This is a genomic window from Paenibacillus arenosi (genome assembly GCF_014841135.1).
In the GTDB taxonomy this organism is placed as follows: Bacteria; Bacillota; Bacilli; order Paenibacillales; family Paenibacillaceae; genus Paenibacillus_B; species Paenibacillus_B arenosi.
On the sequence record NZ_JACYTN010000024.1, the window covers coordinates 1 to 23,254 of the forward strand.

Genomic DNA, 23,254 nt, shown 5'->3' on the forward strand with positions numbered 1-23,254 from the left:
TTGTCTTTTGAATTCTGCTGTAAATGTACGTCTTTGTTTTGGCATAGTAGATCCGCTCCTAGTATTATTCTCTTCATTCTACTAGCCCTTATTTTTATTGTCCAACTAAGTGTAGCCGATCCACACCGTTCATTCCATGATTATATCCGTCCATTCTTATTCTCTCCACGCCGCCAACATCACCGTGATAAGGAATTGCCGCCTCAGTTTTATCATTCCATTCCCCCATTGCCGACTTCCAAGCAGTTGCAAACATAAAGGTTTTCCCCCCGTATTGCAAGCCATCTGTTGCAAATATTGTATAAGAACCCGATGTTATACCCGTTTTCAGTTTTAATGGATCATTCCACCAACCATAATACTCATATGCTTCCAACTTAATTGGAGAAATTGCAGTTGCAACAAAAATCCCTAATGTAGCCGCAAATAATTTTAAGCGTGTTTTTGTATTACTAGTTTTCTTCATTGAATCATTACCTCCCGTTATCTATTTCACAGCCCCTATGATATGTAATTACTGTGATTGATGCAGGATGTACAATTTTTACATGTGAGAGTCATCACCCCCTAACGTAATAACATTTATACCAGTTAATAAATTTAAGTGAAATGATTTGCTTTCAGAATTGTGTATGACGTGATACAGTGTGAGAAGTTTGTCGAGGTCTTGGCTGATGTGGATCATTCGAACATCGGTCAGTGGTAAGCCTTTTTCATAGGCTTCATGCATTTGTTTTCGTAGGAATTCAATTTCATCAAACATAGAAATCACCTTTTTACGTTGGTGAGTGAATCTCCCCATTCACTCACCTATAAGTCAGTTCCCCACCATTATTATACAATCGGTTGCTTGTGATCTTATGGTTTGTGTTTGCAGCAACAAAAAAGACGCCGAATTGGCGTCTTGTGTCTTTTTCTTGATTACCATGGAACGTCTATAACTGACATAACTCTCCCGCCGTCAATTACTCCGCCAAGGATTGGAATGACAGTCACGACAAGACCTAATAAAGCAGCTGAGTATAAAATTTTGATAACCCTCTTTTTCATGATGACCCTCCTGTTCTAGTAAAACGGTTATAATAGTCCCCAATACGATCTATTACATCAGCTGTTAGTTTATTTTTCTTGCTTACTTGATAAATCAACCGCAAGCATTCGCGTTCATTGTCGACGTCATCAATACAAGCATATGCATAGGCTCCTTCAATGTATTCACTTATAGCCCGGTCGATATCAATCGTTTGACTATAATAGTCCCCCTTAGTTTTATAAAACTTCGCAAGCTCACCCCTTCGCATAGGTGTTGTGTAGGTCTGATCATGAATCGTTACCTCATAGCTTAAAAGGAGATTCTTTATTTTATCTATATGATCGCGCTCGAAACATAATGATACGTAAGCATTAACGATATACACGATAAAGGAATTAGAACAAAGTTGAAGGCACCTTTCGAACTGTTCAGTTGCAAGCTCTATATGCCCTCTTTTCGCGTTTATCATCGCCGTTAGCAAGCGGTCGTTATCTCCCTCAATAGAAGGAACACACCTCCGATACTCCTCGGCATACTTTTCGGCTAGTTCATAATTTCCAAGGTAAAAATGGGCGCTACGCAAGACGTCAATGACATATGATCTGACTGCTAGGGCTTCCTTCTCGCTACTCGCAAGTAGTGTCCTGCAATAGTTCACGCTGTCTTCGTACTCTCGTATAACATGTGCATGCACGGCGAGAGAATATAGTAGCTTGGAGTATTCTGCTGGGGGTAATTGCTCTTTGTATTTAAGAACGTACCTCCCAGCTTGGTACGTATCTTTTAACTTGCTAAAATCATCGCGTACAATAAGGTATTCTTGAAATAATGAACGGGCTAAGTAAGTCACTACCCCATGGCCTCGGGAGTAGTTTATGATGGTTTGGTATAGAGCGAGCTTTAGTTCTAGATTGTCGATGGACTGTGTGGAATGGAATAGTTGTGCAGTGGCGTCATAGCTGTCCAAACGCTCGGTTTCGAGAAACTTGATAGCAATTTGGGTTATGGTCGGGATAGGCCTCATATCCTTGATAGCGTCTTCAAGAATATTATTGATGACGTCAGGATTTTGCTCAGTTCCGATATAATGTATTAAATACGTTTCGTAAGGAATATGAAGGGCTTCAGCTAGCTTTTAAAGTCTTAAATTCCGGCCTCTTAACTTCACCACTTTCAATCCTTGAAATGATAGATTTGTTCACGCTTGACAAATTAGCCAACTCATTTAGAGATAACTTTGCCTCAGTCCTGTGCTGTCTTATTAAATCTCCAAATGTAAGCGTCGTAGTTACAGGCATCTTACATTCACATCCTTTTCAATTTTTACAACGTACTGAAAACATAGGAAATTTGAGACTAAGTAAATTATGAGGTGTGAAAAATAGAGGAAATTTATGGTTTATTAGCCATCTTAGATTATAACGGATCATCATATTTTGTCAATTAGTTATCGAACACTGTTAAATAGAAAGAATATGCAGAAAAAGACGAACAATTTCTGAGCAAGATTATTAGGAAATTTTATTAATAACGAACGTTTTTTATTAAATAGCGAAAATGTTCGGAAATAGAAAAACACTGATTCCTCGAAGGTTGTGTGGACTCTTATCTCTACTACCAGCATCTACAAGAGTTAAAAAAGGAAGCCCCGGTTGAACAGGGACTCCTAGAGTAAACTCGCGAAGCGTAAGCGATACGGAAAGAACAATCAACATCCCCAATCGCGAGCGCTTGATCAGACTTCCAGTTTGGCAAACGCGCCTTACAATGGCTATCTGCCGCGTATTCACAACGCAGAAACAGTCCTAACTCCTGAACAAGCGGAAGTATATCGAGCTGGTTTCTTTCCACGTATCTTAAAATACTACAACACAAGCGACCTAAACTATCGAAAAAGAGCGGCTCAGCCGCTCCCCTTATCTTTTGCAACTATATCGATATCCAACAACCTATATAGCTTGTCTACCATCCGCTACTGGACTATAACGCTCCAGCTACAACTTGTCCCATAAACATAACGGCACGGCGATCCGAACGACGGGCAACTGCCTCCGCTGAGCAACTAGCCTTTACGAATACAGCATCTGCGATACTGTCTTGAATAGGCCATACTTGCTCCCCATCCTTATTCAGCGGAGTGACACCACCTGTAATGCAAGCAAGTGCACGAGAAAGCGAGTACTCATCCGCATAATTGTACAACTCTGCCATTCGATTCGCTTTCTCCAGCATATCCCCTGTTCCGAACGGTGACCAATGATCCGTGATGCTGTCATTTCCAAGCTCAACCCGGACTCCTTTTTCACGCAGCATCGGAATTGGCATCTGCACTGCTCCGATCGGCACAGTAGAGGAAATCGATATGCCTAGCTCTGCAAATCGTTCCGCCAACTGCTCTGCCGCTTTCGTTACGGGACCTGCGAATCCGAAGGCATGACTCACCATCACGCGTCCCTGCCAGCCTGCTTCCTCTGTCAAATCAGCCAGCTTATTCATCGTATAAAGACCCAGCTGATTGCGCTCGTGCAAATGCAGATCAATGCCTGCATCAAACTCAATAGCAATATCCACTAGTGTAGCCAAGGACATCTCAATATTGTCGTCGACTATCGCGGGATCAACCGCTCCGACATGCGTAGCTCCAAGCCTCATGGCGCCCTTCACTCGTTCCACAGACGATGACTTAAGCAAGCCATGCTGAGGGAAAGCAACACTCTCTGCCGTAAGCTTGCCAGCATAATCGCTAAGCACTTGCAGCGTTAGCTCCATGTTTTTAGTTTCGACAATCGGATCAACATTTACATGTGTACGAATATGAGTGGCACCATAGCCAAGCAGTAAGTCGAGCATTTTAGCAGCCCGCTCCTTCACTGTAGGCAGTTGCTGTTTAAGAATGACTTGTTCTTCTGCCAAACGATCAAAGATATTTGAAGCTGGCCGCACTGCTTTCCAAGGTCCACCATAATACGTTTTGTCGATGTGAATATGCATTTCTTTAAATGACGGCAGCATAAGCAGGCCTTTGGCATCCATATGTGGAATCCCGTCCGCTGGCAATTGACTCGCAGCAATAATGTCGGCAATTACACCTTCTTTGACTTGTATATGATGAAGTGCTGTCTGTGTCCCTACGATCACATCTTGCTCTTTTTCAAAAGCTACCTCTAGCAAAACATTCGTAAGCCAATACGTAGATGAGTTCACGTCATGTTCCTCCTGCAGCTATAAGCATGTTTGCAATTTCATCGAATCCTCTTGATTTTGCATGCTCTAATGCAGATACTCCATCTATATCTGGGATGTTTACATCGGCTCCGTACTGAATAAGCATGCCCACCACTCGCTGGTGTTCTTCTCCGCCACTGCCCAGCACGATTGCCTCCATTAATGCCGTCCAGCCAAGATTGTTAACATGATTAATATCTACATTTGAATGCTTTACTAAGTATTCAATCACGTCTAAATGTGCATGTTCTGCTGCTGGGATGAGAGCAGTACCGCCGTAACGGTTCGTAATTTTGGTATCCGCACCTGCTTTGATCGTCAGCTTTAAAATTTCTGTTAACCCTTCCGCCCCAGCATACAAGTAAGGGTTGTCTTTGCGGTTATCTTGAATATTAACATCAGCTCCACGATCTAATAGAACTTTAACCGTAACAGAGTGATTGCCTACAGTCGCTAACATAACCGGTGTGCGATCATCCTTATCTCTCGTATTGATGTCTGCACCGTTTTTAAGATATTGCAGCACTGCTGTTGTTTCTCCTTTTTCAGCTGCAGCCAACAAGGCTTCATTTAAGACCTTCAGATCGTTTGACTTCGAAGAGGTTGGCTCCTGTTTTTGAGCCTGATCGGAGGATACGGAATTTTCTTTTTCTTTTTGTGACGGTGCGATCGAACAACCCATCATCAGAACTCCAGATAACACGATTATGAACGCTCTTGGCATGACGCTTCACCTCACCTTTTCTTGGTAATGCTTTTTATGCTACCATGGAACAAAATATATGAAAAATATTGATATAGTTACTTTTGCATATGAATTCAGTATGGAAGGAGCGTTTCGCTAAAAGTGGATATTAGACAACTTAGATATTTTATTGCTATTGCTGAAGAGCGGACAATTACTGGAGCAGCTGCCAAACTCCGCATGGCACAACCACCGCTCAGCCAACAGCTAAAGCAGCTAGAGCAAGAGCTTAATGTCCAATTGGTTAAGCGCCATCGTTCCGGCATCGAACTGACTAGTGCAGGGCAATCGTTGTATGAACACGCACTTCGGATTGTCCAGTTCATGGAAGAGAGTGAAATGGAAGTTAAAGAAATAGGCAGTGGGATTCGCGGTCAACTTGCATTTGGTGTAAATACGCTATCGGATCATGTCCTGCCGAAGCTATTGCAAGCCTTTCGGGAAAAATATCCGAAGATCACTTACAAAATACAACAAAATGAATCCGCTCAGCTATGCAAAATGATCAAGGAGCGGGCTATTGAAGTTGCCATTATCCGCTATCCTCTGAATCTGGAAGCGTTCACTGTTATGCCACTTCGAAAAGAATCGCTATGCTTTGTCACCGGTACACAAAACATATGCACAGATCGTGATCTATGGCAGCAACTGCAAGAGGTGCCCCTCATTTTACCGAGTACCCAAGGATTGGGTGTGCACAGCTTAATTATGGAACAGTTTACGGGGAGAAATATAGCACCGAATGTGATCGGCGAATGTTCAGATATCGCATTACTTATGAATCTTGTTCAATCTGGCTTTGCTTCAACGATCATACCAGAAACTGTACTACAAATGCACCCAGGTTTCCACGTTCGTTCTGTACAAATAGAAGATTCAACTTCATCATCCGTTTTAATTTGGCTCAAAAATCGTTATCTCTCTAAGGCAGCTCAGCATTTTATAGACATGTGCCAAGTGTACTATCGGGAGTAATCATTTGAACATTTTCTATGAGCAGCTAGAATGGTGGTAGATTAATCTGCGATCTATGAATGAATACTGTACCAGATGTACTATCATACAATCCAATAACGTAGAAATGAAAAATTGTTGCTATCATACATAATAAAGTAGAATTACTCATCTTATTTTATAAATCAAATAACATAAAAAAATCGCCTTTCTTCCACCCTATGAATAGGGAAAAGAAAAGCGATTGTTGTAGATTCACAGCCATCTTTACATACAGTCAAAATGGACTATCGAATGCATCTATCATTTATTTCTTGTCATTTTTCATGAAATACTCGAACAAATCGTCACGTGCCTCTTCCAAATATACAAGCTTCGGCTCACGCTCGATTTTGATCTTCATACGCTGTGCTGTCTTCTCTAGCAAGTCCACTGTATCGTTCGTACGAATGATTAGCTTTTGTGGACGAGCCCCCTTCTCTTCGATCAATTGAAGGAAATGATTCAAGAATTCCTGCTCATAGTTGTCATCATAAGACAAGTGGAAGCCTACAGCTTGACGCGCCAAACGGTCTACCCACAGGCAAAGTCGTGGATAGTAAGGACGCTCAGATTCACCTTGTACCGCTACAGGAGCAAAGAAGAATTCTGTTTCCCAATGTCCCTTTTTATTCGGGAAGCGCTCCATAATATCATTCAGGCGAGCTTGATCTTCGCACATCACTTTAACTGGACGCTTAAGAATGAAGTCCGGGTCTCTCCATGTATCCGTCCACTCACCGTTCACCAATTCACGGACAAGCACTTGACCAGAACGTGGTGCTGCAAGTGTCTCTGCATCCTTTTTCACGCGCTCTGCTATGATCATCGCTTGCTCTAATGCCATCGTCATGAAGCGAACTTGCTCACGGTTCAATGTCCAAGGCACAAGACCTGGATCGAAGGCACGGAACATCGGCCACGCATTTTTACCGCGGAAGCTGAAGCCCAAGTCCTTAATTTCTTGCCAGTCACGCTTCTCGATATCTGCACGGTCCTCATACGTTACCATCATACACTTTTGACGGTGCAGCCATGCGTAGCGCTCATCGCGCTCTAGCAGCATGTCGTTCAAGCTTTCCAAGCCCTCTGCACCACGGAACAAAGCCAATCCAAACAAAGATTCGCTCGTACCCATAATGCTGCAGTAGCCCATCTCTTCATCTTCTGGATTTTTAACCGCGAATACCGTATTATCGGACATCCACTTCCAAGCAGACAACTTCTTATAAGCTGTCGCTGCTTCATACATACGAGTCAATTCAGCTTGCTCTTCTGTAAGTACCTTTTCTTGCTCCACACTATTCTCTTCCACTTGTTTCACTGTCATGAGTTCCAAACTCCTCCTTCTTCGTTGCCTAACGGATCATACATCGAAGGCTTCGCACGAAGAACGCGACGATGTCGTGTGCTTCCTACGAAACCTTCCTGCCTACGAGCAAGAAGAACCCGTTCCATGCCCGGAACGGGTTCTTCCTCCATCATTAAACCCAAGTCTACTGTCGCAATAGCGATAAGAATTCCGCGCGCTGTGCCGCATCACTGCGGAAAGTCCCGCGAACCGCAGACGTTACCGTCTTGCTGCCCGGCTTCTTCACGCCGCGTGCGCACATGCACAAGTGCTCTCCTTCCACAACGACCATAACACCGTGTGGTTGAAGCACTTCATCCATTATATCTGCAATTTCGGATGTAATCCGTTCCTGAACTTGCAAACGACGCGTAATCGCATCAACTAGTCGAGCAAACTTGCTCAATCCAGCAATCTTACCGCTAGGAACGTACCCGATATGAACTTTACCGAAGAACGGCGCCATATGGTGCTCGCATTGGCTATAATACGTGATATCTTTGACGATGACAAGTTCTTCATGCTGTTCATCAAAGGTAACGCCGAGCACATCGCGAGGATCTACCTGATAGCCAGAGAAGATTTCCTCGTACATTCTCGTCACACGGGCAGGAGTATCTAGCAACCCTTCACGCTCCACATTTTCACCAATGAGCTTCAAGATTTCTTTCACATGATGCTCGATTCGCTCTCGGTTATCGCCAACTTGCGTATTAACGTAATCTTTCACGCCTGCCATAAATAGCCGTCCCTCCTCCAGCCGCTCCATCTCTATCTCCGTCAATTGCGTTAGAGGATGGCCGATTATTTAAATTTCTTGTTCTTCATCATTTGCTGTGCTTTTTGCATCTGCTTGCCATTCAAGTTATAGCCCATTTGCTTGGCCATCTTTTGCAGCATCTGCGGATCAGTCTGCATCTTCTCCATTTGCTTACGCAAGTAGAATACGCCACCGGCAAATCCAATGACAATACCGATAATTAGCGCAAGAATTATGAAAATGGTTGTCCACATGTTACGTCGTCACCCCAGCATTTATATTCATTCTTTTATGCACTCAACCATAATTCTACCATTACATTAGCCATTATGATAGCATGTCTGCCGTTTCTTTACAATTGAACTCAGTTCCATTTTTTTCTTGTTTACCCGGTAATCAGACAAAATTCGTCAACTTTCTAAAGAAAGCAACGTTTCTTTTATCCCTAAACCACCGCCATAACCGACAAGTGCACCACCTGCGCCAATGACGCGATGACACGGAATGACTACCGGCAGTGGATTACGATTGTTCGCTCCACCTACAGCGCGAACCGCTTTAGGGCGCCCAACTGCTTCAGCGATATGTTTGTACGAGCAAGTCTCACCATAAGGAATATCGCATAAGGCCGTCCATACTTCACGCTGAAATGGTGTTCCCCCTCGCATATCGATCTTCAAATCGAACTGCTTGCGTTCACCTCGGAAATACTCCTCCAACTGCAGCTTCGCTTCCTTTAGACGCTCTGGATGACGCTGCATCGTCACTTTGCCGATGGCTTTGGCTGCCCATGCTTGAATCGTATCGGATCGATCCAATATGGAGCCGAATTCGATAGCACAGAGGCCGTCCAGCGTAGCGCACAATGTCAGTGTGCCGATTGGAGATTCCATCTCTTGTACGTACAGCGGCTCCGGTGCCGCCTTCGCTTCCTCGATTGCGTCGCGCATTGCCTGACGCACCTCCTCATCCTGGTCGCGCGGCAATGCCTTCGCGAGCGCTTCGATCGCGGCCGCTCCACTGATGCGGCCGAGTGCCCATGCCGCCGTAATGCGCAGCTCTCTGCGCGGCTCGGCGTTCAACGCTTCCGTGAGCGCAGGCACTGCACTGCGGTCGCGGAAGTTACCCAGCGCCACCATCGCATTGCGCTGGATCGGCTTCTTGCCGCGCCATGCGGCGGCGCTCATGCCGAATTGATCGCTGAACTCGCGGTTGGACAGTTCCAGCATCGGTACCAGGAGCGGCTTAACCGCCTCAGGGTCAGGCTGCATTTCGGGATGATGCGTCCAATTGAAGCCCTTATTTTTCGGGCACACGACCTGGCACGTATCACAACCGTACAGCCGATTCCCCATCTTCGCCATCAAGTCGCCAGCAATCGGCTCCTTAAGCTGCGTTAAAAATGAAATGCAGCGCTTTGCATTCATTTGCCCCGGTCCGACAAGTGCTCCTGTCGGACAAGCATCCAAGCAGCGCGTACATTCGCCGCAATCCTCTGTAATTGCATGATCTGGCGGAAATGGAATGTTCGTAATCATCTCACCGAGATAGATCCACGAGCCATATTGCGGCGAGATAATTAAACAGTTCTTGCCGCTAAAGCCAATACCAGCCCGCTCTGCAACAGCGCGGTCACACAACTCGCCGGTGTCTACCATGCTTCTAAATTGCAGTTCCGGCTCAGGCACACGCTCGCGAATATACGCCTCCAGCTTCTGCAAGCGGTCGCGCAGCACATGGTGATAATCCATCCCCCATGCGGTGCGGGCAAACATCCCGCGGTATTGCCCAGGCTCCGACTTGGTCTGCGGAGATTCCGGCAGCTTCGACGGATACGCGACAGCAATCGCGATAATCGACCGTGCTTCCGACATTAACAGACGCGGCGTCGTTCGCTTGTCCAAATCCGGCTCTTCGAAGCCTGAGGCATAGCCTCGATCGATCGAAGTTTGCAGCCTTTCTTTTAAAGAAAGAAACGGATCTGCCGTCGTAAAGCCGACTTGGTCAATACCTAAAGACGACGCTGCTTCAATGATGTCTTGTTTCAAGGATGCCCAACGTTCTGCCGTCTCAGGCTCATGCCAATTCGCACGAGGCATTTCACGCCCCCTCCTTCTCCTTTTATTTTTACATCCGAAAACTATCAAGCTATATAATACATCCATGATTGCAAATGGAATAACATGCACAGAATGTGGTTGCTATATCAAAAGTTAGAACTTCGTTAACAAGATGTTCGACACCTTATTGTAACCCTACTAATGATAACGTTAAAGTGCGGTTCGGATCAACGTGTGTTTCTACCATAAACAAGATTGCCAAAAACACCAAGCAAAACTTTGCTTGATGTCTATTCCATCACAAATTAGCTTAGCATTGCTCACGGACACCGTATCTGTTATGAATGCTTCATTATGGTAGGCCTCTGGTCTAAAAAGCGGCAATTATGCAGTTATTTAATCTGTAAAAGTTCGTTTTAGGGATATTATCCGCAAAAATGCAGTTATTTGGGTTCCCACACTCATTTGCCCAATTGCTTAATCGCTTCTCGCGCTAGGAAGTCACAATGATTATTCAACTCATTGTCACTATGGCCCTTAACCTTTATATATTCGACTTTATGCTTGCGCATCAGCTGCCATAGCTCCTGCCACAATTCTTTATTTTCGACAGCCAGCCCTTTGCTCGTACGCCAGCCATTTTTCATCCAATTGTAAATCCAGCCTTGTTGAAAACAATTAACGACATAAGCAGAATCACTGTACAGCTTAACGAGACACGGCTCATTCAACGCTTTCAGCGCCTCGATGACCGCCTGAATCTCCATGCGATTATTGGTCGTATGCTTCTCTCCGCCAGATATTTCTTTGCGATACACACCAAAAAGGAGCACGGCGCCCCATCCTCCAGGACCGGGGTTCCCAGAGCAGGCGCCATCTGTGTAAATTAATACTTGTTTCACCAAGCTACCTCCATCATAACCCGATTAACTTTGGGCTTTCATCCATTGTTGATAGTACCATAGGACCGCTTCATCCTGAAAAGGAGTATCTCCCTTGCGCATCCGCCCCATTAATGCTTCCATTCCTTGTGCGACCCGCCGTTCTACAACATCCGGATAGTGATACACCAGACGATTCATATCATATTCCTCACGATCAACAATCGCAATATGACCGTCAGAATGACGGATCACGTCCAGATCGTAATCGATATAAGTAATGACCCCATCTGTCTGGTATGCTGGTGACGCAATATTACAATAATACCGTATTCCCTGCTCTTCTATGAGAGCGACAATATTGAACCATTGATTCGGGACAAAAAAAGTGACCGCCGGCACTTTGCTTATCCACTGCTTGCCATTCGCTTCTTGGATTGGAGTATGACAGTTAATGAGTACCAGCATGTCCTCTTGTTGATGTAGCTGGTGACACATTTGCTTTGGGACGATCCAATTCTCCATCCACATTCGATGCAAATGCCCATCATGCTTAAAACTTTTCACAAGTGTTCTACGATATGTAATCATGCGCTACCATCAGCCTCACGTCATCATATACTAATAGAAAAGCATATCTTTCCCCCGAATGCAACGGTTGAAAAGATATGCCTTCCTATGCATGATATTCGATTGTGTGCGCTTTAACTGTAAACCAGCCTGTAACTAGCCAGCTACAATGCGCAACTGCTTCAATGAACGTAAGACATGTTGTGTTCCGTATCCCAACTGCTCAAAGAACGGTAGCACCATCTCAGTATGCTCATCTGCAGCAATCATAATGTTCCTTACTTTACGTTGTTGGAACTTCTGCTCCAACTTGCCTACAAGTGCTTTGCCAATACCTTGGTTGCGGAACTCTGGATGTACTGCCAAGCGATAGTAGTAGCCATTGTTCTGATCTACTGTCCCAATCGCAACCCCTACAGTACGTACTTCTGAATCCAGCTCCAATTGTGCAACGACAACAAGCTCACCATCTAATGACAGTTGTCGCGCAAAGGCATCCCAAGTTTTCTCGCAACATTCTTCCGACAATGACAACTCCAGCAACTGCTTCGTCGGCATATAATCCGACAATTGAAAGGAACGAACAATCATGTCTTACTCTCCTCATCCTGAACTCAATGTATTTACAGCGTCTATTGTCTCTATCTATCGTCTGTTTGGTCTTTCCCTCTGACCTAAGTATTATACGACAAAAAAGCCTAAATTCCTTCTTCTTTGGCCATATTCCATAAAAAAGCACAGAAAATCTTTTGTTTTCTTGTGAAAGCGCTTAATTGAAATCGTTTACAAAGGTATTTTGTCTTAATTCCTGTTAAAAGTGTATATTTATTACCAAATGACATCTCCATGCATGCTCAATAAATCATTTCTATTGATAGTAATTGTGATGGATATGGCCGTCTCACATATTGAAGCCAGGTCCAGATTTTGCTCTTACAGATTCGTTTAGTTTATAAAAAATCGAAATAGGGTACATAATAGAAAGCGGAACTTAACTTACCTTCATTTCACATTGATTTGCAGGTAATTTACACAGTCATTTTAGACCTTCAAGACTTTTTAAACTTTTTTGTTGATTTATTCAATAGGATCAGGTTTAATTGAAGTAGAGTTATTACATATTCCTTTTAGGAGGTAATGCATAATGGCACATCAACTACCAGCGCTTCCATACGCAACTAACGCTTTGGAACCGCATATCGACGAAACAACAATGACTATCCACCACGGTCGTCACCACAATACGTATGTTACGAACTTGAATGCAGCTTTGGAGTCCGCTCCTGAATTGCAAGACAAGTCTATCGAAGATTTGATCGCTAATCTGGACGCTGTTCCAGAAAGCATCCGTACTGCTGTTCGCAACAACGGCGGCGGTCATGCGAACCACTCCCTATTCTGGGAGACAATCGCTCCTAACGCTGGCGGCGCACCATCCGGTAAGCTTGCTGAAGCAATCCAGAACGAGCTTGGCGGTTTCGACAAGTTCAAAGAAGATTTCGCTAAAGCAGCTACAACACGTTTCGGTAGCGGCTGGGCATTCCTTGCTGTAGACAACGGCAAATTGACTGTATACAGCTTGCCTAACCAAGACTCCCCAATCATGGAAGGCAAGACTCCAGTTCTTGGCCTTGATGTATGGGAGCACGCTTACTACTTGAACTACCAGAACAAACGCCCAGACTACATTGCTGCATTCTGGAACGTTGTGAACTGGTCCGAAGTAGAGAAGCGCTACGAAGCAGCTTTGAACAACTAATTATAATTGGGTCATCTGACCTTTGAAAAACACCTGTCATTCCGCTAGTCGGATGACAGGTGTTTTTTTATTATTTGCTGGTATATGTTCATCCGAAAGAAAGATAGCTGTACCTTACTTCAATCACTGAGCAAGATGAATCTTATCAAAAAAATGCCGTCGTAATGATCACGGACGACCATCACTTCATCCAGCCTCCCCCAGAGAAATTAGGTATACATTTCGTTTCATTTCCTGTCACTAGCTTTTACTTCTCAAATCAGGTACTATTCTCAATCACTCCGTATGTTTAGTTCAATTTAAACAAATGTATATTCATAATCTATTTACATTTATGATTTTACCGTATTTTCCTCGTCTTCCATTCATAAAAAACACATACTTTATTCCAAAATGAAATTAAGTAGCATATAATAAAGACATCAAGAAGTACAAGGAAAAGGGGTCAACAACGATGCAATCATCATCTTCCCTCTTCACAACGTCACAGCTCTGTCTTCAATTATTTTTATCCTTTATCAAAATAAGCCCGACGACCTTTGGGGGCGGGTACGCTATATTGCCGGTCATTCATCGCGAAATAACAGATCGACGGGGATGGATAACCCCTAATGAGATGCACGAAATAACAGCCATAGCAGGAGCTACTCCCGGTGGCGTCGCCATCAATATTGCAGCGCTTGTCGGATATCGAATGGCAGGAATTCGTGGCTTGCTTGCTTCAGTTACCGCTATATCACTTCCAACTGTCATGATCATGCTAGTGTTATCCATTTTAGCAGCCATATATCAACATTCTCCTTTCCTCGAGGCGGCCATGCTAGGCATTCAGCCTGCAATCATTGCACTCATTGCCTATGCCGCCATTCGTATGCGCAAAGATGTCCTTCGTTCACGCGCGGCTTGGATGACATTTGGAGGAAGCTGTATGCTGCTACTCTGGACGTCATTAAATCCTGTTGTTGTCATTGGATGCGGTATGGTTGCTGGCTGCCTCGTGCATTATCTTCAATGGAAGCGAGCTGTAAACCGAACTGTTGGAATGAATAGAAAATAGAAAGGAACTCAACGATGATATGGGATCTGTTTTGGACCTTTTTCAAATTAGGGTTCGTGTCATTCGGCGGGGGATATGCGATGATTCCACTCATCGAGCATGAAGTGCTGCAGCATAACTGGATGAGCGCGACTGAATTTACAGACGCTGTTACATTGGCAGGAATGGCCCCAGGCTCAGTTGCGATGAATAGTGCCGTCTATGTGGGCTACGCAGCATCAGGATGGATCGGAAGCACCGCCGCTAGTATTGGCATTGTATTACCTTCCATTATTTTGATGTTTTTAGTTGCTACTCTATTCTACCGGATGTATCATAATCATTGGGTGCAAGCTGCACTCGACGGCATGAAGCCAGCTGTTATGGCACTTATCGCCTATGCTGCCTTCAATATGGCGATGCATTCCGGCCTATTAAACGGATATGCTCGATATACGTGGTTCAGCGTCGTTATTTTCGCTGTCATGCTGTTCGCGCTTATTCGTTGGAAGTTGCATCCCATCGCTGTCATTTTAATTTCAGGAATAGCGGGGATTATTTTATATGTCTAATACACACGCTCAGGATGGAAGACCGCATCTGCCCTTGCAAGATCGAATCCCTTCATCAAAGACACGGGAGATCTTTAGACGGATTCGGCAGAAGCACGAAATCTCGAAGAACGACCTGCTCACAAAGAGCGGCTTAACAGTTAGCACACTCACCCGCGTACTGGAAGAGTTGTCTGCTGCTGGACTCATTGAGGAGAGCGGATTCGGCGCCTCAACAGGTGGTCGGCGTCCCATTCTTTATCGAACAATGGCATCTTATGGCTATTGCTTCGGATTGGACATTTCTCGTACAACTTCTCGCCTCGCTATTGTTGATGCGGCAGGACAGAAGATCGACTCGATTAACTGGACAATGACCGAGCATATGACACCTTCTGCGTTGATTGATTACGTTGTGGAGCAAATACAGCTATGGATTGCCAAGTATCGTATTCCACATGAACAGTGCATTGGACTTGGTATCGGAGCAGTAGGCACGCTTGATCGTTTTACTGGCATCATAGAGAATCCGCAATGGTTCTATGCGCCTGGTTGGAATGATGTCCCGATCGGTGCAGAGCTTGAGCATAGACTGCGTATTCCTGTGCTGCTTGATAATGGGGCCAACACAGCTATTATTGCCGAGTCGTGGAGCAATCGTACAAAAGGCGTCCGTTATATGCTCTACGTTCATGCAGGAGTCGGATTGCGCTCCGCGATGATGGCAGATGGCAAACTTATTCACGGTGCTACGGACATGGAAGGTTCCCTTGGTCAAATGATTATTCAAGCAGATGGAATTCCTCATCGCACCCCAGGAGGCAACTATGGCTGTCTCGACTCTTATGCCACGATCTATGCAATTGAACGAGAAGCGATCTCGAAGCTCCGAACAGGTCGACCAAGCCGTCTCCAATCCGTTATTCAACTCGGTGAAGCTGTTACATTCAGACATATCATCGAAGCACTACATCAACAAGATACACTAGCTACCGAGATCGTCAGTCAGGCTGCTACTTACTTCGGCATTGGGCTTGCGAATCTACTGAACGTGCTGCATCCTGAAAAAGTCATCCTTGGTGGACCTCTAATGACGTCCAATGACCTATTCTTCTATACAGCTACACAAACGGCTATTCGCCGCACCTACCATTACCCGAGCTATCAAGTTGTTTTTAGTAAAGGAACTTACGGCGAAGAAGCCATCGCTATTGGCGCAGCGCTGCTCGTTCTCGACAATCTCACATCTCGACAAGAAGCCTAAATTAGGTCATACAAGCTTAACTTCAAGATTAATCATCTTCTACACAAATAATCCCGTCTCTTCCGATAGGAAGTGACGGGATTAACTTCACTGCACTCTGCATGTACTTACTATATTTAGTGTGCTACGGCAAGCTGCATGTTCTGCTGTTCGCCAGCTTCATCACATCCAGCAACGGAACTCGATGCTTCGTAACTTCATGAATAAGTACCCCATCTTTCATTCTATCCACGAATAAGGTACCTTCCAAATGATCGATTTCATGCTGCAAGCAAACGGCCAAGCCGCCTTCCGCTTCCGTTATGAGCTGCTGTCCTTCTCGATCTATGCTCTTTACTTTGACATACTGATAACGGGTTACACGCCCATAATAGCCCGGATAAGATAAGCATGCCTCGAAACTTTGCTGTTCACCGTGAGCTTCCATGATCTCAGGATTGATAAACTCTCGGAAGCCATCCCCCATATCCATGACAACAGCTCTCCGCAAAATACCAATTTGCGGTGCGGCCAAACCCGCACGCCCAGGCTCCGCATAAAGCGTCTCTCTCAAATCTGTCAACAAGGTTAACATCCGCGGCGACATCTCTGTTATCGGCCTACAAGCTTTACGTAATAATGGGTCGCCAAATGGCAATATCGTTCTTACTGTCATCCTGCACCACCTATTCCTTATTAGCTGGTAGAAGTGTAAACCGCATTACATAATCTGTCAACTCATGCCATCGCAACCTATTAATCAGCGCGAATTGGCGCTGGTATATGCAAAAATGTCCGTTCTTCCACGTACAGCTGTCCTTGCAAACCGTGCTGCTCTTCTAACTTATGCAACTGGGCTTGCGCTTCTTCCTTCGTTGGGTAATAGCCCGCTTCCACCAAATACGTACCAGCACTGTCTTTCAAAATACGGACATGTTCTTGTTCGAGCAGTATCTCCTCCATCATGCTTTGCTCTTCTCCAAATGGATGTGAAGCAGTACGTACCGAATATACTGCTTCTTGCTCATTTATTGCTTCGCCTTGCTTAAAGGTAAGCACAACCTCTGCTGGTTGTTGATATTCCTTTACTTCATAAGCAATCGGCTCTTTAAATACAATGGTGAAGCGAACAAGCGAATCATCCGGTGATATGATCATGTAGGCATCCTGTACAAATTTGCTCTTTTTCAAAGTAGCCAAATCTTGCTCAGCAGAGAAATTACGAGCTCCACCAACCGCAAAAGTCATCGTATTTGGAAACTCACGATGAGTAACATGGAAGTAACTTGCTACGTCTTGCTCTCTATTATTTTGCTGGAAACGAATCGTAATCTGATCACTGTCGCCTTTCCCATGCAATCCAATCGCATAAACATCGGTCGAATCCGTAATCTGACCACCTTCAGCTTCTCCTTTATTAAACTGCAATACCTTTACTAGCTTGCCGATACCCGGAATATTCTCAAGGCTACTTGCAAAGGCAGGCATCGTATTCACGCTAATCGCAAATAATACAAATAAAGCTGCTGCGCTAGCCCCAATACGCTTCGCCCAACGATTGCGTGATAATGCGCGTTGACTTTGCGGCTGTCCTGAACGCTGCTGGTCGTTACGATTTTCACGATTCATTTGAATAGAGCCTGACTTCGCATCCAGACCTTGATTGTCAATTTGACCATAACTCACATCATGATAGGAAGCTTGCTTTAATCGCTCCCGTTCCTGTTTCCCCCGTTCCAAAGCTTGCCGCGTCACAGAAGTGAGCTCATCAGGAATTTCGATATTTTGATAGTCTTTCTTTAGCCGTTCCAAGTCTTTATTCAAGCAGCTCACCCTCCCCCAAATTTATTATCAGCTTCTCCAGCCCACGATAAACAATCGACTTAATCGTACTCAATGGCGCATCAAAGGTTTCGGCGATATCCTTCAAGGACATATCCTCAAAATATCGCAGCAATAACACCGTTCTCGTCTTCTCATCCAAACTATCCAATGCCTCATACAAATCCAGCTTCTCCTCCCGATGATCAGGGGTGTAGCTTCTTTCGATATCTTTGTCCATATAGACAACCCGCTTGGACTTACGTATATGATCCAGTGCAGCGTTCACCGCTATCTTCATCAGCCACGTATTAAAATATTGAGGCTGCTGCAGCTTCTCCACGGACAAATAGGCTTTATATACCGTCTCCTGTACAATTTCCAACGCATCCTCTTTATTTCTTACATACGTATAGGCCATACGGTAAATTCTTTCTTTCCGCTGCTCGATAAGGATAGAGAAACTCTCATCATCGCCAGCAATCGCGCGCTTCTCCAGTTCAAAGTCGCTCACGCAGCCCTTCACCTCCAGAAAATCATCGATCGTTACGTATCTCCTTATCTTTTAGTGTCGCCACTCCAACACCAACTTTAACCGTTCCATCGATGCGCAGTGCTACCTTTATGTAGAGAAGAAGCGACACCAGCAGCGTCGCTTCTTCCAAATAAGTCTACGCGATTTATCTATACAGGTTAGCGAATAGGCAGTACAAGTTTATTCGTCGCCTTGCCGCTTTCCATATCCATTTCAAACAATTCTAGTGTAAGCGGCTGTTTGCCAGATACTTTGCTCTTATCCATGGAAATCGTTTGATTGAGTTTGCCCCATTCCGGTGCGCCAATAGTTGCAGTGCCATAGCCCTGGGCAATCGTCGTTTTACCTTGTTTAACTGCATAGTGATAAGTGCCTTCGAAAACACGAGCTTCACCTTTTACAGCAGCCTGCAATTTCGCAGATGCCACTTTTACACCACGAAATGCATCATTTTGTTTCACTTTCCCTTTGCCATTCAAATCAACGACTACTTTGTTTACTTGCTTACCGCTTTCCATATCTACTTCAAACAATTCAACCGTCAATGGTTGCTTCTTAGCTGTTTTACTTACAGGAACCGTAATCGTTTGAGAGAATGTGCCCCACTCTGGACCGCCTTTAGATGCTGTGCCAAATCCTTTTGCGATCACTTTGTTACCTTGTTTCACAACATAGTTATAGTTGCCTTCAAATAGGCGACCTTCGCCTTTAATCACGTACTGCTCGCTAAGTTTCACTTCGCCCATGTTGCGGAATGCATCGTTTTTCACTACTTTATCTTTATTCGGCTTTAGTACTTCTTTGTGAGCTCCCGCTTCTTTCGCGATTGGCAACACGAGCTTGTTCACTGCTTTGCCGCTCTCCATATCTACTTCGAACAATTCCAGTGTCAAAGGCTCTTTACCGAACACTTTACTCTTTGGAATGGAAATCGTTTGGTTTACTTGTCCCCATTCTGGAGCACCTATTGATGCCGTACCGAAGCCTTTAGCAATGACGTTCTTTCCTTGTTTTACTGCGTAGTTGTAAGTTGCCTCATGTACTTGAGCTTCGCCTTTAATCGCTACTTGCACGTTGGCAGATACAACTTTCACACCGCGGAATGCATCGTTTTGCTTCACTTTTCCTTTACCGTTCAAATCAACGATTACTTTGCGTACTTGTTTACCACTCTCCATATCCACTTCAAACAGTTCAACTGTCAGTGGCTGCTTGCTGTTCAACTTATTAACGGGTACCGTAATCGTTTGGGAGAACGTGCCCCACTCTGGACCGCCTTTAGATGCTGTGCCAAATCCTTTTGCGATCACTTTGTTACCTTGCTTCACAACGTAGTTGTAGTTGCCTTCAAATACACGCGCTTCACCTTTAATCACATATTGTTCGCTAAGCTTCACGTCACCGATATTGCGGAATGCATTATTGGCGTACGTTTTTTCTTGTTGCGGCTTTTGCGGCTTCTGTACCTTTACATTTGGAACTTTCACTTCTTGTTTCGTTTGTGGGGAAGGCTGCTGCTGTTTGCCAGCGAATGTTGTACCTACATAACCAAGTAGAGAAGAACCTGCCAAGATAGATGCCGTTACGATTGCGATTGTTTTTGTTTTCATGTTGTATATGCTCCTTTATTTTGACCATGGTATCCATGTCTTCTTTTATTTGAATGACCTGTTAGGTGTTGTATCTTCATGAAGTTTACATGGATTAGACGGGGGAGCCTCACGAAAAGACGCAAGGTTTCATTGGGAATATATTCTTTGTTTTTTTTGTGAAACCAGCAAAAAAAACAGCCCCAGTTCATGAACTGGAGCTGTCTGTTCTTACTTATAGAAGTAGTATTTATTATTGCGCAGGTTGGAATGGAATCCCCTTCACTTCAAAGCCGTAAATACGAGCTGCTGTGTCTCCACCTTGTGTTGGCTTCTCTACGATCAGCTTCGCATAGCGAGCCTTCGTCTTAGCGATTGCATGCTTGCTTGTACCTTTATCATTATCCTTCACAACAACAGCATCTGTCCAAGTTTGACCGTCAGCGCTCAATTGAACTTTGAACTCACGTGTATTGAAGGATGCAGATTCACCACCTGCTTGCGCATGGTGTACAACGAACTCCGTAATGTTGAATTCGCCACCCAAGTCAACAGTCATCCAATGCGGAGCATTTCCTACCGCACACCACTTCGTATGCATTTCACCATCTACTGCAAATTGAGGCGCTTCACCTGCATTCACGAATGAGGAAGCTGTCGTCTTCTTACCCTTAGCTACATCCTCTGAGCGGTTGGCTGCTGCCTTATCTACCGTAATGAGCTTCTTCGTCACGACATCTTGGCCGACTGCGTTTTTCGCTGTCAGTGTAATCTCGTATTCGCCTTCTTGCTCATACTTCACTTGTGGATTACGCTCCGTACTAGATGTTGGCCTACCTCCTGGGAAGCTCCATAACCATTCTGTCGTTACTTCCGTAGACTTATCTTTGAGCTGGATCGTCTCCCCTGGTGCTACATACGTCTTATCTGCTTCAAAGTCAGCTTTGGGCGCAGGGTATGCCGGCCATTGGAATTGAACAGTCGCTGTACGCCCCTCTGCATAATGACGGTTAACAGGTACGACGATCAAGTCCGTCGCTTGCTCGATTCCATCACGGCGCATTTCGGAAACATAGTAATAGTTGTTGCCTGTTGCACCCATGAACTCACGGGAACCGTCTGGCTTCTGACGATACACTTGGTAGTAAAGAACATCGTCACCCATATCGTCCCACTTCAAACGAGCATCTGCATACAAACCATCTCGGAAATCGTTATCGATAATGGTTAGACCTTGTACTTCTTTAAGATTTGGAGCTTTAAACGCTTGGTGATCGCGGATTGCAAATTCACCTAGGTTCAGCTCATAGTTGTTTACTTGCTGCTTGCCTGCCACTTGTACAGACATTCCAACAACTTTCTTGCCTGCAAAGTCTTTCAAATCGTACGTAGCTTGTGTCCAATCTTTTGCTGTACCCGCTTTTTGCGTATGCTTCGGCTTCACGATTACATAATCATTTGGCGCACCTTCAAATGCAACACCGATGTTTACATCTGCTGCCTCTGCTTGATTGGTCTGATACGTTACCGACATGACAGTAGACTTCGTGACAGGAACATCTGTCTTATACAACTTCACATTTGTGCTTGCACCTGGTGCCGTTTGACCACTGAGCTTCAAAGAGCTACCGCCGTAATACGCTTTATTGAAGTCGAATGCGGCATCAATCTTCTGTCCTTGCTCGTCCTTCATCCAGCGCCATGTTGGTAAAATGTCCTGCAAGCTGCGGTTGAACCACTCACGGTCACGAACTTGCTGGCCGTGTACGCTGAACATTTTTCCGTTACCTGTATTGAAGTGCGTCGTAAAGTTAGTGTTTGTGATAACTGTCTCGTCGACGATATCATGCGCAATTCCACGCCAAGCCGTGCCATTGGACTTCGTCTTTGAAGGATCTTTACCTTGACCTACCCAGAAAATATGCTCGTTCTCCATGAACTGCTCATTCGTCTTGGACGCATTGAATGCCCAGTCTGGACGGTAAATACCAAGCGATGTTACTGGAGTACCATTGTCCGGGAAGAGAACAGGCCAATTCAATTTACTCTGATAGCCGCCTGCTTCCACATCGATACCTGCATACAGGTCATACTGACTGCGTCCAAGCTGCTTCGCAACATCAGGTGATTTCTTGAACGGTGTCTGCCCACTACCTTGGTATTGCCAACGGAAATCGATAAAGAGATGATCAGAAACACGCTGTGCACCATCTTGTACAAACATGCTGTTCTTATCGTTAAGAGCACCTTGCCATCTAACCGGACCATCATTAATCATGGAATCGTACCATACGATATCCATTTCAGGCGTTTTAATCTTTTGCAAATATTTCAGGAATTCCTGCATCTTCTTCGCATCTGCAGGTGTACCACCTTGAGTCTCCTCATTGATAAACCAGCCGTCAAAGCCGTAGTACTTCGCCACTTCGATTAACTTATCGGCAACTGGGAACGTGCCATCTGGGCGCTGCTGCAGCAAATCATGTGTCCATTGGAATTTGCCGCCGTGCTCCATTTGCGGTAGGAAGACCGTACCGTATACAGGCACACCGTTTTTATGTGCTGCATCAATAACATCTGCACTTGGTGAAACGATAAGGCCTTCACCTGCAGATCCGCCCCACATGATAAGACTGTCTACATACTGCCAGTAGCTAAATGCATAGCCATGCATGTTGTCGTTTCCTTGCGACGGCGCACCGGATGTATTTTTGTACATAGAAGCGAGTGCCATCACTTTTGGCTCTACTTTTGCATTCGGATTCACTTTAGTTCCTTGAACACGCTTTTCTTCCAACGGTACGGAACTACGGTTGAACGGTGCATCTGGGTCCGTCTGCGGCGACCAATTCAGAATCGTATTCGGGTACCAGTAAGAAGAATGAGGCTGAGCTGCCTGTACTTCGGAGGCACCAGTGAATCCTACCAAAGCACCTGCCAGGAGAGCTGTGCTTAAGTAGAGAGCTGCTTTGCGTTTCAGAGTGCTTCGAGATAACATGGTTGGTTTCCAACGTTTCATGTAAACATCCCCTTCTTAGATGAAATACAAATCGCATGCACATGATAGGCACTCACTTTTATGTGAGCGCTTACAAATTCTTA

General features: G+C 44.9%; 25 protein-coding genes. 5 read left to right on the forward strand and 20 right to left on the reverse strand.

Annotated features, from left to right (window positions below; translation table 11 throughout):
* Positions 1-94 precede the first annotated feature (94 nt).
* The 7 genes from IFO66_RS19705 to IFO66_RS19730 form a co-directional block, all read right to left on the reverse strand.
* A complete protein-coding gene (locus IFO66_RS19705; protein WP_192026803.1) occupies positions 95-466 on the reverse strand; it encodes a hypothetical protein in 372 nt (123 codons plus the stop codon).
* Positions 467-544: 78 nt separating this feature from the next.
* The gene (locus IFO66_RS24390; RefSeq protein WP_420488688.1) at positions 545-802 is read right to left on the reverse strand and encodes a Spo0E family sporulation regulatory protein-aspartic acid phosphatase; all 258 of its coding nucleotides are present in this window, start codon (positions 800-802) and stop codon (positions 545-547) included.
* A 119-nt stretch (positions 803-921) separates the two neighbouring features.
* A complete protein-coding gene (locus IFO66_RS24145) occupies positions 922-1,050 on the reverse strand; it encodes a hypothetical protein (RefSeq protein WP_273015717.1) in 129 nt (42 codons plus the stop codon).
* The gene (locus IFO66_RS19715; RefSeq protein ID WP_192026805.1) at positions 1,047-1,883 is read right to left on the reverse strand and encodes a hypothetical protein; all 837 of its coding nucleotides are present in this window, start codon (positions 1,881-1,883) and stop codon (positions 1,047-1,049) included. The genes IFO66_RS24145 and IFO66_RS19715 overlap by 4 nt, the downstream gene beginning before the upstream one ends.
* 274 nt (positions 1,884-2,157) lie before the next feature.
* On the reverse strand, positions 2,158-2,331 hold the full coding sequence (locus IFO66_RS24395) for a helix-turn-helix domain-containing protein (protein WP_192026806.1): 174 nt from the start codon (positions 2,329-2,331) through the stop codon (positions 2,158-2,160).
* Between the two features lie 682 nt (positions 2,332-3,013).
* Entirely contained in the window at positions 3,014-4,237 is a 1,224-nt protein-coding gene (locus IFO66_RS19725) for an amidohydrolase (protein WP_192026807.1), read from the reverse strand.
* A gap of 1 nt (position 4,238) precedes the next feature.
* Positions 4,239-4,940, reverse strand: a complete 702-nt coding sequence (locus IFO66_RS19730) for an ankyrin repeat domain-containing protein (protein WP_420488689.1) — start codon at positions 4,938-4,940, stop codon at positions 4,239-4,241.
* Positions 4,941-5,105: 165 nt separating this feature from the next.
* Here IFO66_RS19730 and IFO66_RS19735 point away from each other — a divergent pair, with 165 nt between their 5' ends.
* The gene (locus tag IFO66_RS19735) at positions 5,106-5,978 is read left to right on the forward strand and encodes a LysR substrate-binding domain-containing protein (protein ID WP_192026809.1); all 873 of its coding nucleotides are present in this window, start codon (positions 5,106-5,108) and stop codon (positions 5,976-5,978) included.
* 286 nt (positions 5,979-6,264) lie between these two features.
* Here the strand turns inward: IFO66_RS19735 and IFO66_RS19740 are convergent, their stop codons facing one another.
* From IFO66_RS19740 to IFO66_RS19775, 8 genes are all read right to left on the reverse strand, one after another.
* Entirely contained in the window at positions 6,265-7,326 is a 1,062-nt protein-coding gene (locus tag IFO66_RS19740; protein ID WP_192026810.1) for a DUF7309 domain-containing protein, read from the reverse strand.
* On the reverse strand, positions 7,323-7,481 hold the full coding sequence (locus IFO66_RS19745) for a hypothetical protein (RefSeq protein WP_192026811.1): 159 nt from the start codon (positions 7,479-7,481) through the stop codon (positions 7,323-7,325). Before IFO66_RS19745 ends, IFO66_RS19740 begins: the two co-directional genes overlap by 4 nt.
* A gap of 11 nt (positions 7,482-7,492) precedes the next feature.
* Positions 7,493-8,086: a GTP cyclohydrolase I FolE gene (gene folE / locus IFO66_RS19750; RefSeq protein WP_028594689.1), complete on the reverse strand. Its 594-nt coding sequence runs from the start codon at positions 8,084-8,086 to the stop codon at positions 7,493-7,495.
* 65 nt (positions 8,087-8,151) lie between these two features.
* Positions 8,152-8,361, reverse strand: coding sequence for a YneF family protein (locus tag IFO66_RS19755; RefSeq protein WP_028594688.1), 210 nt, complete (start codon positions 8,359-8,361; stop codon positions 8,152-8,154).
* 156 nt (positions 8,362-8,517) lie between these two features.
* On the reverse strand, positions 8,518-10,206 hold the full coding sequence (gene queG / locus IFO66_RS19760) for a tRNA epoxyqueuosine(34) reductase QueG (RefSeq protein ID WP_192026812.1): 1,689 nt from the start codon (positions 10,204-10,206) through the stop codon (positions 8,518-8,520).
* 422 nt (positions 10,207-10,628) lie between these two features.
* Positions 10,629-11,069, reverse strand: a complete 441-nt coding sequence (rnhA, locus tag IFO66_RS19765; protein ID WP_028594686.1) for a ribonuclease HI — start codon at positions 11,067-11,069, stop codon at positions 10,629-10,631.
* A 24-nt stretch (positions 11,070-11,093) separates the two neighbouring features.
* Positions 11,094-11,639 (reverse strand): DUF402 domain-containing protein, encoded by a 546-nt coding sequence (locus IFO66_RS19770; protein WP_192026813.1) that lies wholly within the window; start codon positions 11,637-11,639, stop codon positions 11,094-11,096.
* A gap of 135 nt (positions 11,640-11,774) precedes the next feature.
* A complete protein-coding gene (locus IFO66_RS19775; RefSeq protein ID WP_028594684.1) occupies positions 11,775-12,209 on the reverse strand; it encodes a GNAT family N-acetyltransferase in 435 nt (144 codons plus the stop codon).
* 553 nt (positions 12,210-12,762) lie between these two features.
* Here IFO66_RS19775 and IFO66_RS19780 point away from each other — a divergent pair.
* The 4 genes from IFO66_RS19780 (at position 12,763) to IFO66_RS19795 (ending at position 16,228) form a co-directional block, all read left to right on the forward strand.
* Entirely contained in the window at positions 12,763-13,377 is a 615-nt protein-coding gene (locus IFO66_RS19780) for a superoxide dismutase (RefSeq protein ID WP_225445927.1), read from the forward strand.
* 454 nt (positions 13,378-13,831) lie between these two features.
* Positions 13,832-14,434 (forward strand): chromate transporter, encoded by a 603-nt coding sequence (locus IFO66_RS19785; RefSeq protein ID WP_192026814.1) that lies wholly within the window; start codon positions 13,832-13,834, stop codon positions 14,432-14,434.
* Positions 14,435-14,448: 14 nt separating this feature from the next.
* Positions 14,449-14,985: a chromate transporter gene (locus IFO66_RS19790; protein WP_192026815.1), complete on the forward strand. Its 537-nt coding sequence runs from the start codon at positions 14,449-14,451 to the stop codon at positions 14,983-14,985.
* On the forward strand, positions 14,978-16,228 hold the full coding sequence (locus IFO66_RS19795; RefSeq protein ID WP_192026816.1) for an ROK family protein: 1,251 nt from the start codon (positions 14,978-14,980) through the stop codon (positions 16,226-16,228). The genes IFO66_RS19790 and IFO66_RS19795 overlap by 8 nt, the downstream gene beginning before the upstream one ends.
* A 124-nt stretch (positions 16,229-16,352) precedes the next feature.
* Here IFO66_RS19795 and def read toward each other — a convergent pair whose 3' ends face one another.
* From def to IFO66_RS19820, 5 genes are all read right to left on the reverse strand, one after another.
* A complete protein-coding gene (def, locus tag IFO66_RS19800) occupies positions 16,353-16,883 on the reverse strand; it encodes a peptide deformylase (RefSeq protein WP_192026817.1) in 531 nt (176 codons plus the stop codon).
* 80 nt (positions 16,884-16,963) lie between these two features.
* Entirely contained in the window at positions 16,964-18,031 is a 1,068-nt protein-coding gene (locus tag IFO66_RS19805; RefSeq protein ID WP_192026818.1) for a DUF4179 domain-containing protein, read from the reverse strand.
* Entirely contained in the window at positions 18,024-18,542 is a 519-nt protein-coding gene (locus tag IFO66_RS19810) for a sigma-70 family RNA polymerase sigma factor (RefSeq protein WP_192026819.1), read from the reverse strand. The genes IFO66_RS19805 and IFO66_RS19810 overlap by 8 nt, the downstream gene beginning before the upstream one ends.
* Before the next feature lie 179 nt (positions 18,543-18,721).
* Positions 18,722-20,173 carry a Gmad2 immunoglobulin-like domain-containing protein gene (locus IFO66_RS19815; protein ID WP_192026820.1) on the reverse strand — a complete coding sequence of 484 codons (1,452 nt, stop codon included), beginning with the start codon at positions 20,171-20,173 and terminating at the stop codon, positions 18,722-18,724.
* Between the two features lie 232 nt (positions 20,174-20,405).
* Positions 20,406-23,171 carry an endo-beta-N-acetylglucosaminidase gene (locus IFO66_RS19820; protein ID WP_192026821.1) on the reverse strand — a complete coding sequence of 922 codons (2,766 nt, stop codon included), beginning with the start codon at positions 23,169-23,171 and terminating at the stop codon, positions 20,406-20,408.
* Positions 23,172-23,254: the final 83 nt, after the last annotated feature.

Bases quoted from the DNA above. Each gene is read 5' to 3' on its own strand.
- IFO66_RS19740 (WP_192026810.1), bottom strand. From the start codon at position 7,326: ATGACAGTGAAACAAGTGGAAGAGAATAGTGTGGAGCAAGAAAAGGTA.
- IFO66_RS24145 (WP_273015717.1), bottom strand. From the start codon at position 1,050: ATGAAAAAGAGGGTTATCAAAATTTTATACTCAGCTGCTTTATTAGGT.
- IFO66_RS19775 (WP_028594684.1), bottom strand. From the start codon at position 12,209: ATGATTGTTCGTTCCTTTCAATTGTCGGATTATATGCCGACGAAGCAG.
- IFO66_RS19785 (WP_192026814.1), top strand. From the start codon at position 13,832: ATGCAATCATCATCTTCCCTCTTCACAACGTCACAGCTCTGTCTTCAA.
- def (WP_192026817.1), bottom strand. From the start codon at position 16,883: ATGACAGTAAGAACGATATTGCCATTTGGCGACCCATTATTACGTAAA.
- IFO66_RS19815 (WP_192026820.1), bottom strand. From the start codon at position 20,173: ATGAAAACAAAAACAATCGCAATCGTAACGGCATCTATCTTGGCAGGT.
- IFO66_RS19790 (WP_192026815.1), top strand. From the start codon at position 14,449: ATGATATGGGATCTGTTTTGGACCTTTTTCAAATTAGGGTTCGTGTCA.
- IFO66_RS19755 (WP_028594688.1), bottom strand. From the start codon at position 8,361: ATGTGGACAACCATTTTCATAATTCTTGCGCTAATTATCGGTATTGTC.
- IFO66_RS19780 (WP_225445927.1), top strand. From the start codon at position 12,763: ATGGCACATCAACTACCAGCGCTTCCATACGCAACTAACGCTTTGGAA.
- IFO66_RS19745 (WP_192026811.1), bottom strand. From the start codon at position 7,481: ATGATGGAGGAAGAACCCGTTCCGGGCATGGAACGGGTTCTTCTTGCT.
- IFO66_RS19795 (WP_192026816.1), top strand. From the start codon at position 14,978: ATGTCTAATACACACGCTCAGGATGGAAGACCGCATCTGCCCTTGCAA.
- IFO66_RS24395 (WP_192026806.1), bottom strand. From the start codon at position 2,331: ATGCCTGTAACTACGACGCTTACATTTGGAGATTTAATAAGACAGCAC.
- IFO66_RS24390 (WP_420488688.1), bottom strand. From the start codon at position 802: ATGGGGAGATTCACTCACCAACGTAAAAAGGTGATTTCTATGTTTGAT.
- folE (WP_028594689.1), bottom strand. From the start codon at position 8,086: ATGGCAGGCGTGAAAGATTACGTTAATACGCAAGTTGGCGATAACCGA.
- queG (WP_192026812.1), bottom strand. From the start codon at position 10,206: ATGCCTCGTGCGAATTGGCATGAGCCTGAGACGGCAGAACGTTGGGCA.
- IFO66_RS19770 (WP_192026813.1), bottom strand. From the start codon at position 11,639: ATGATTACATATCGTAGAACACTTGTGAAAAGTTTTAAGCATGATGGG.
- IFO66_RS19820 (WP_192026821.1), bottom strand. From the start codon at position 23,171: ATGAAACGTTGGAAACCAACCATGTTATCTCGAAGCACTCTGAAACGC.
- IFO66_RS19730 (WP_420488689.1), bottom strand. From the start codon at position 4,940: ATGGGTTGTTCGATCGCACCGTCACAAAAAGAAAAAGAAAATTCCGTA.
- IFO66_RS19705 (WP_192026803.1), bottom strand. From the start codon at position 466: ATGAAGAAAACTAGTAATACAAAAACACGCTTAAAATTATTTGCGGCT.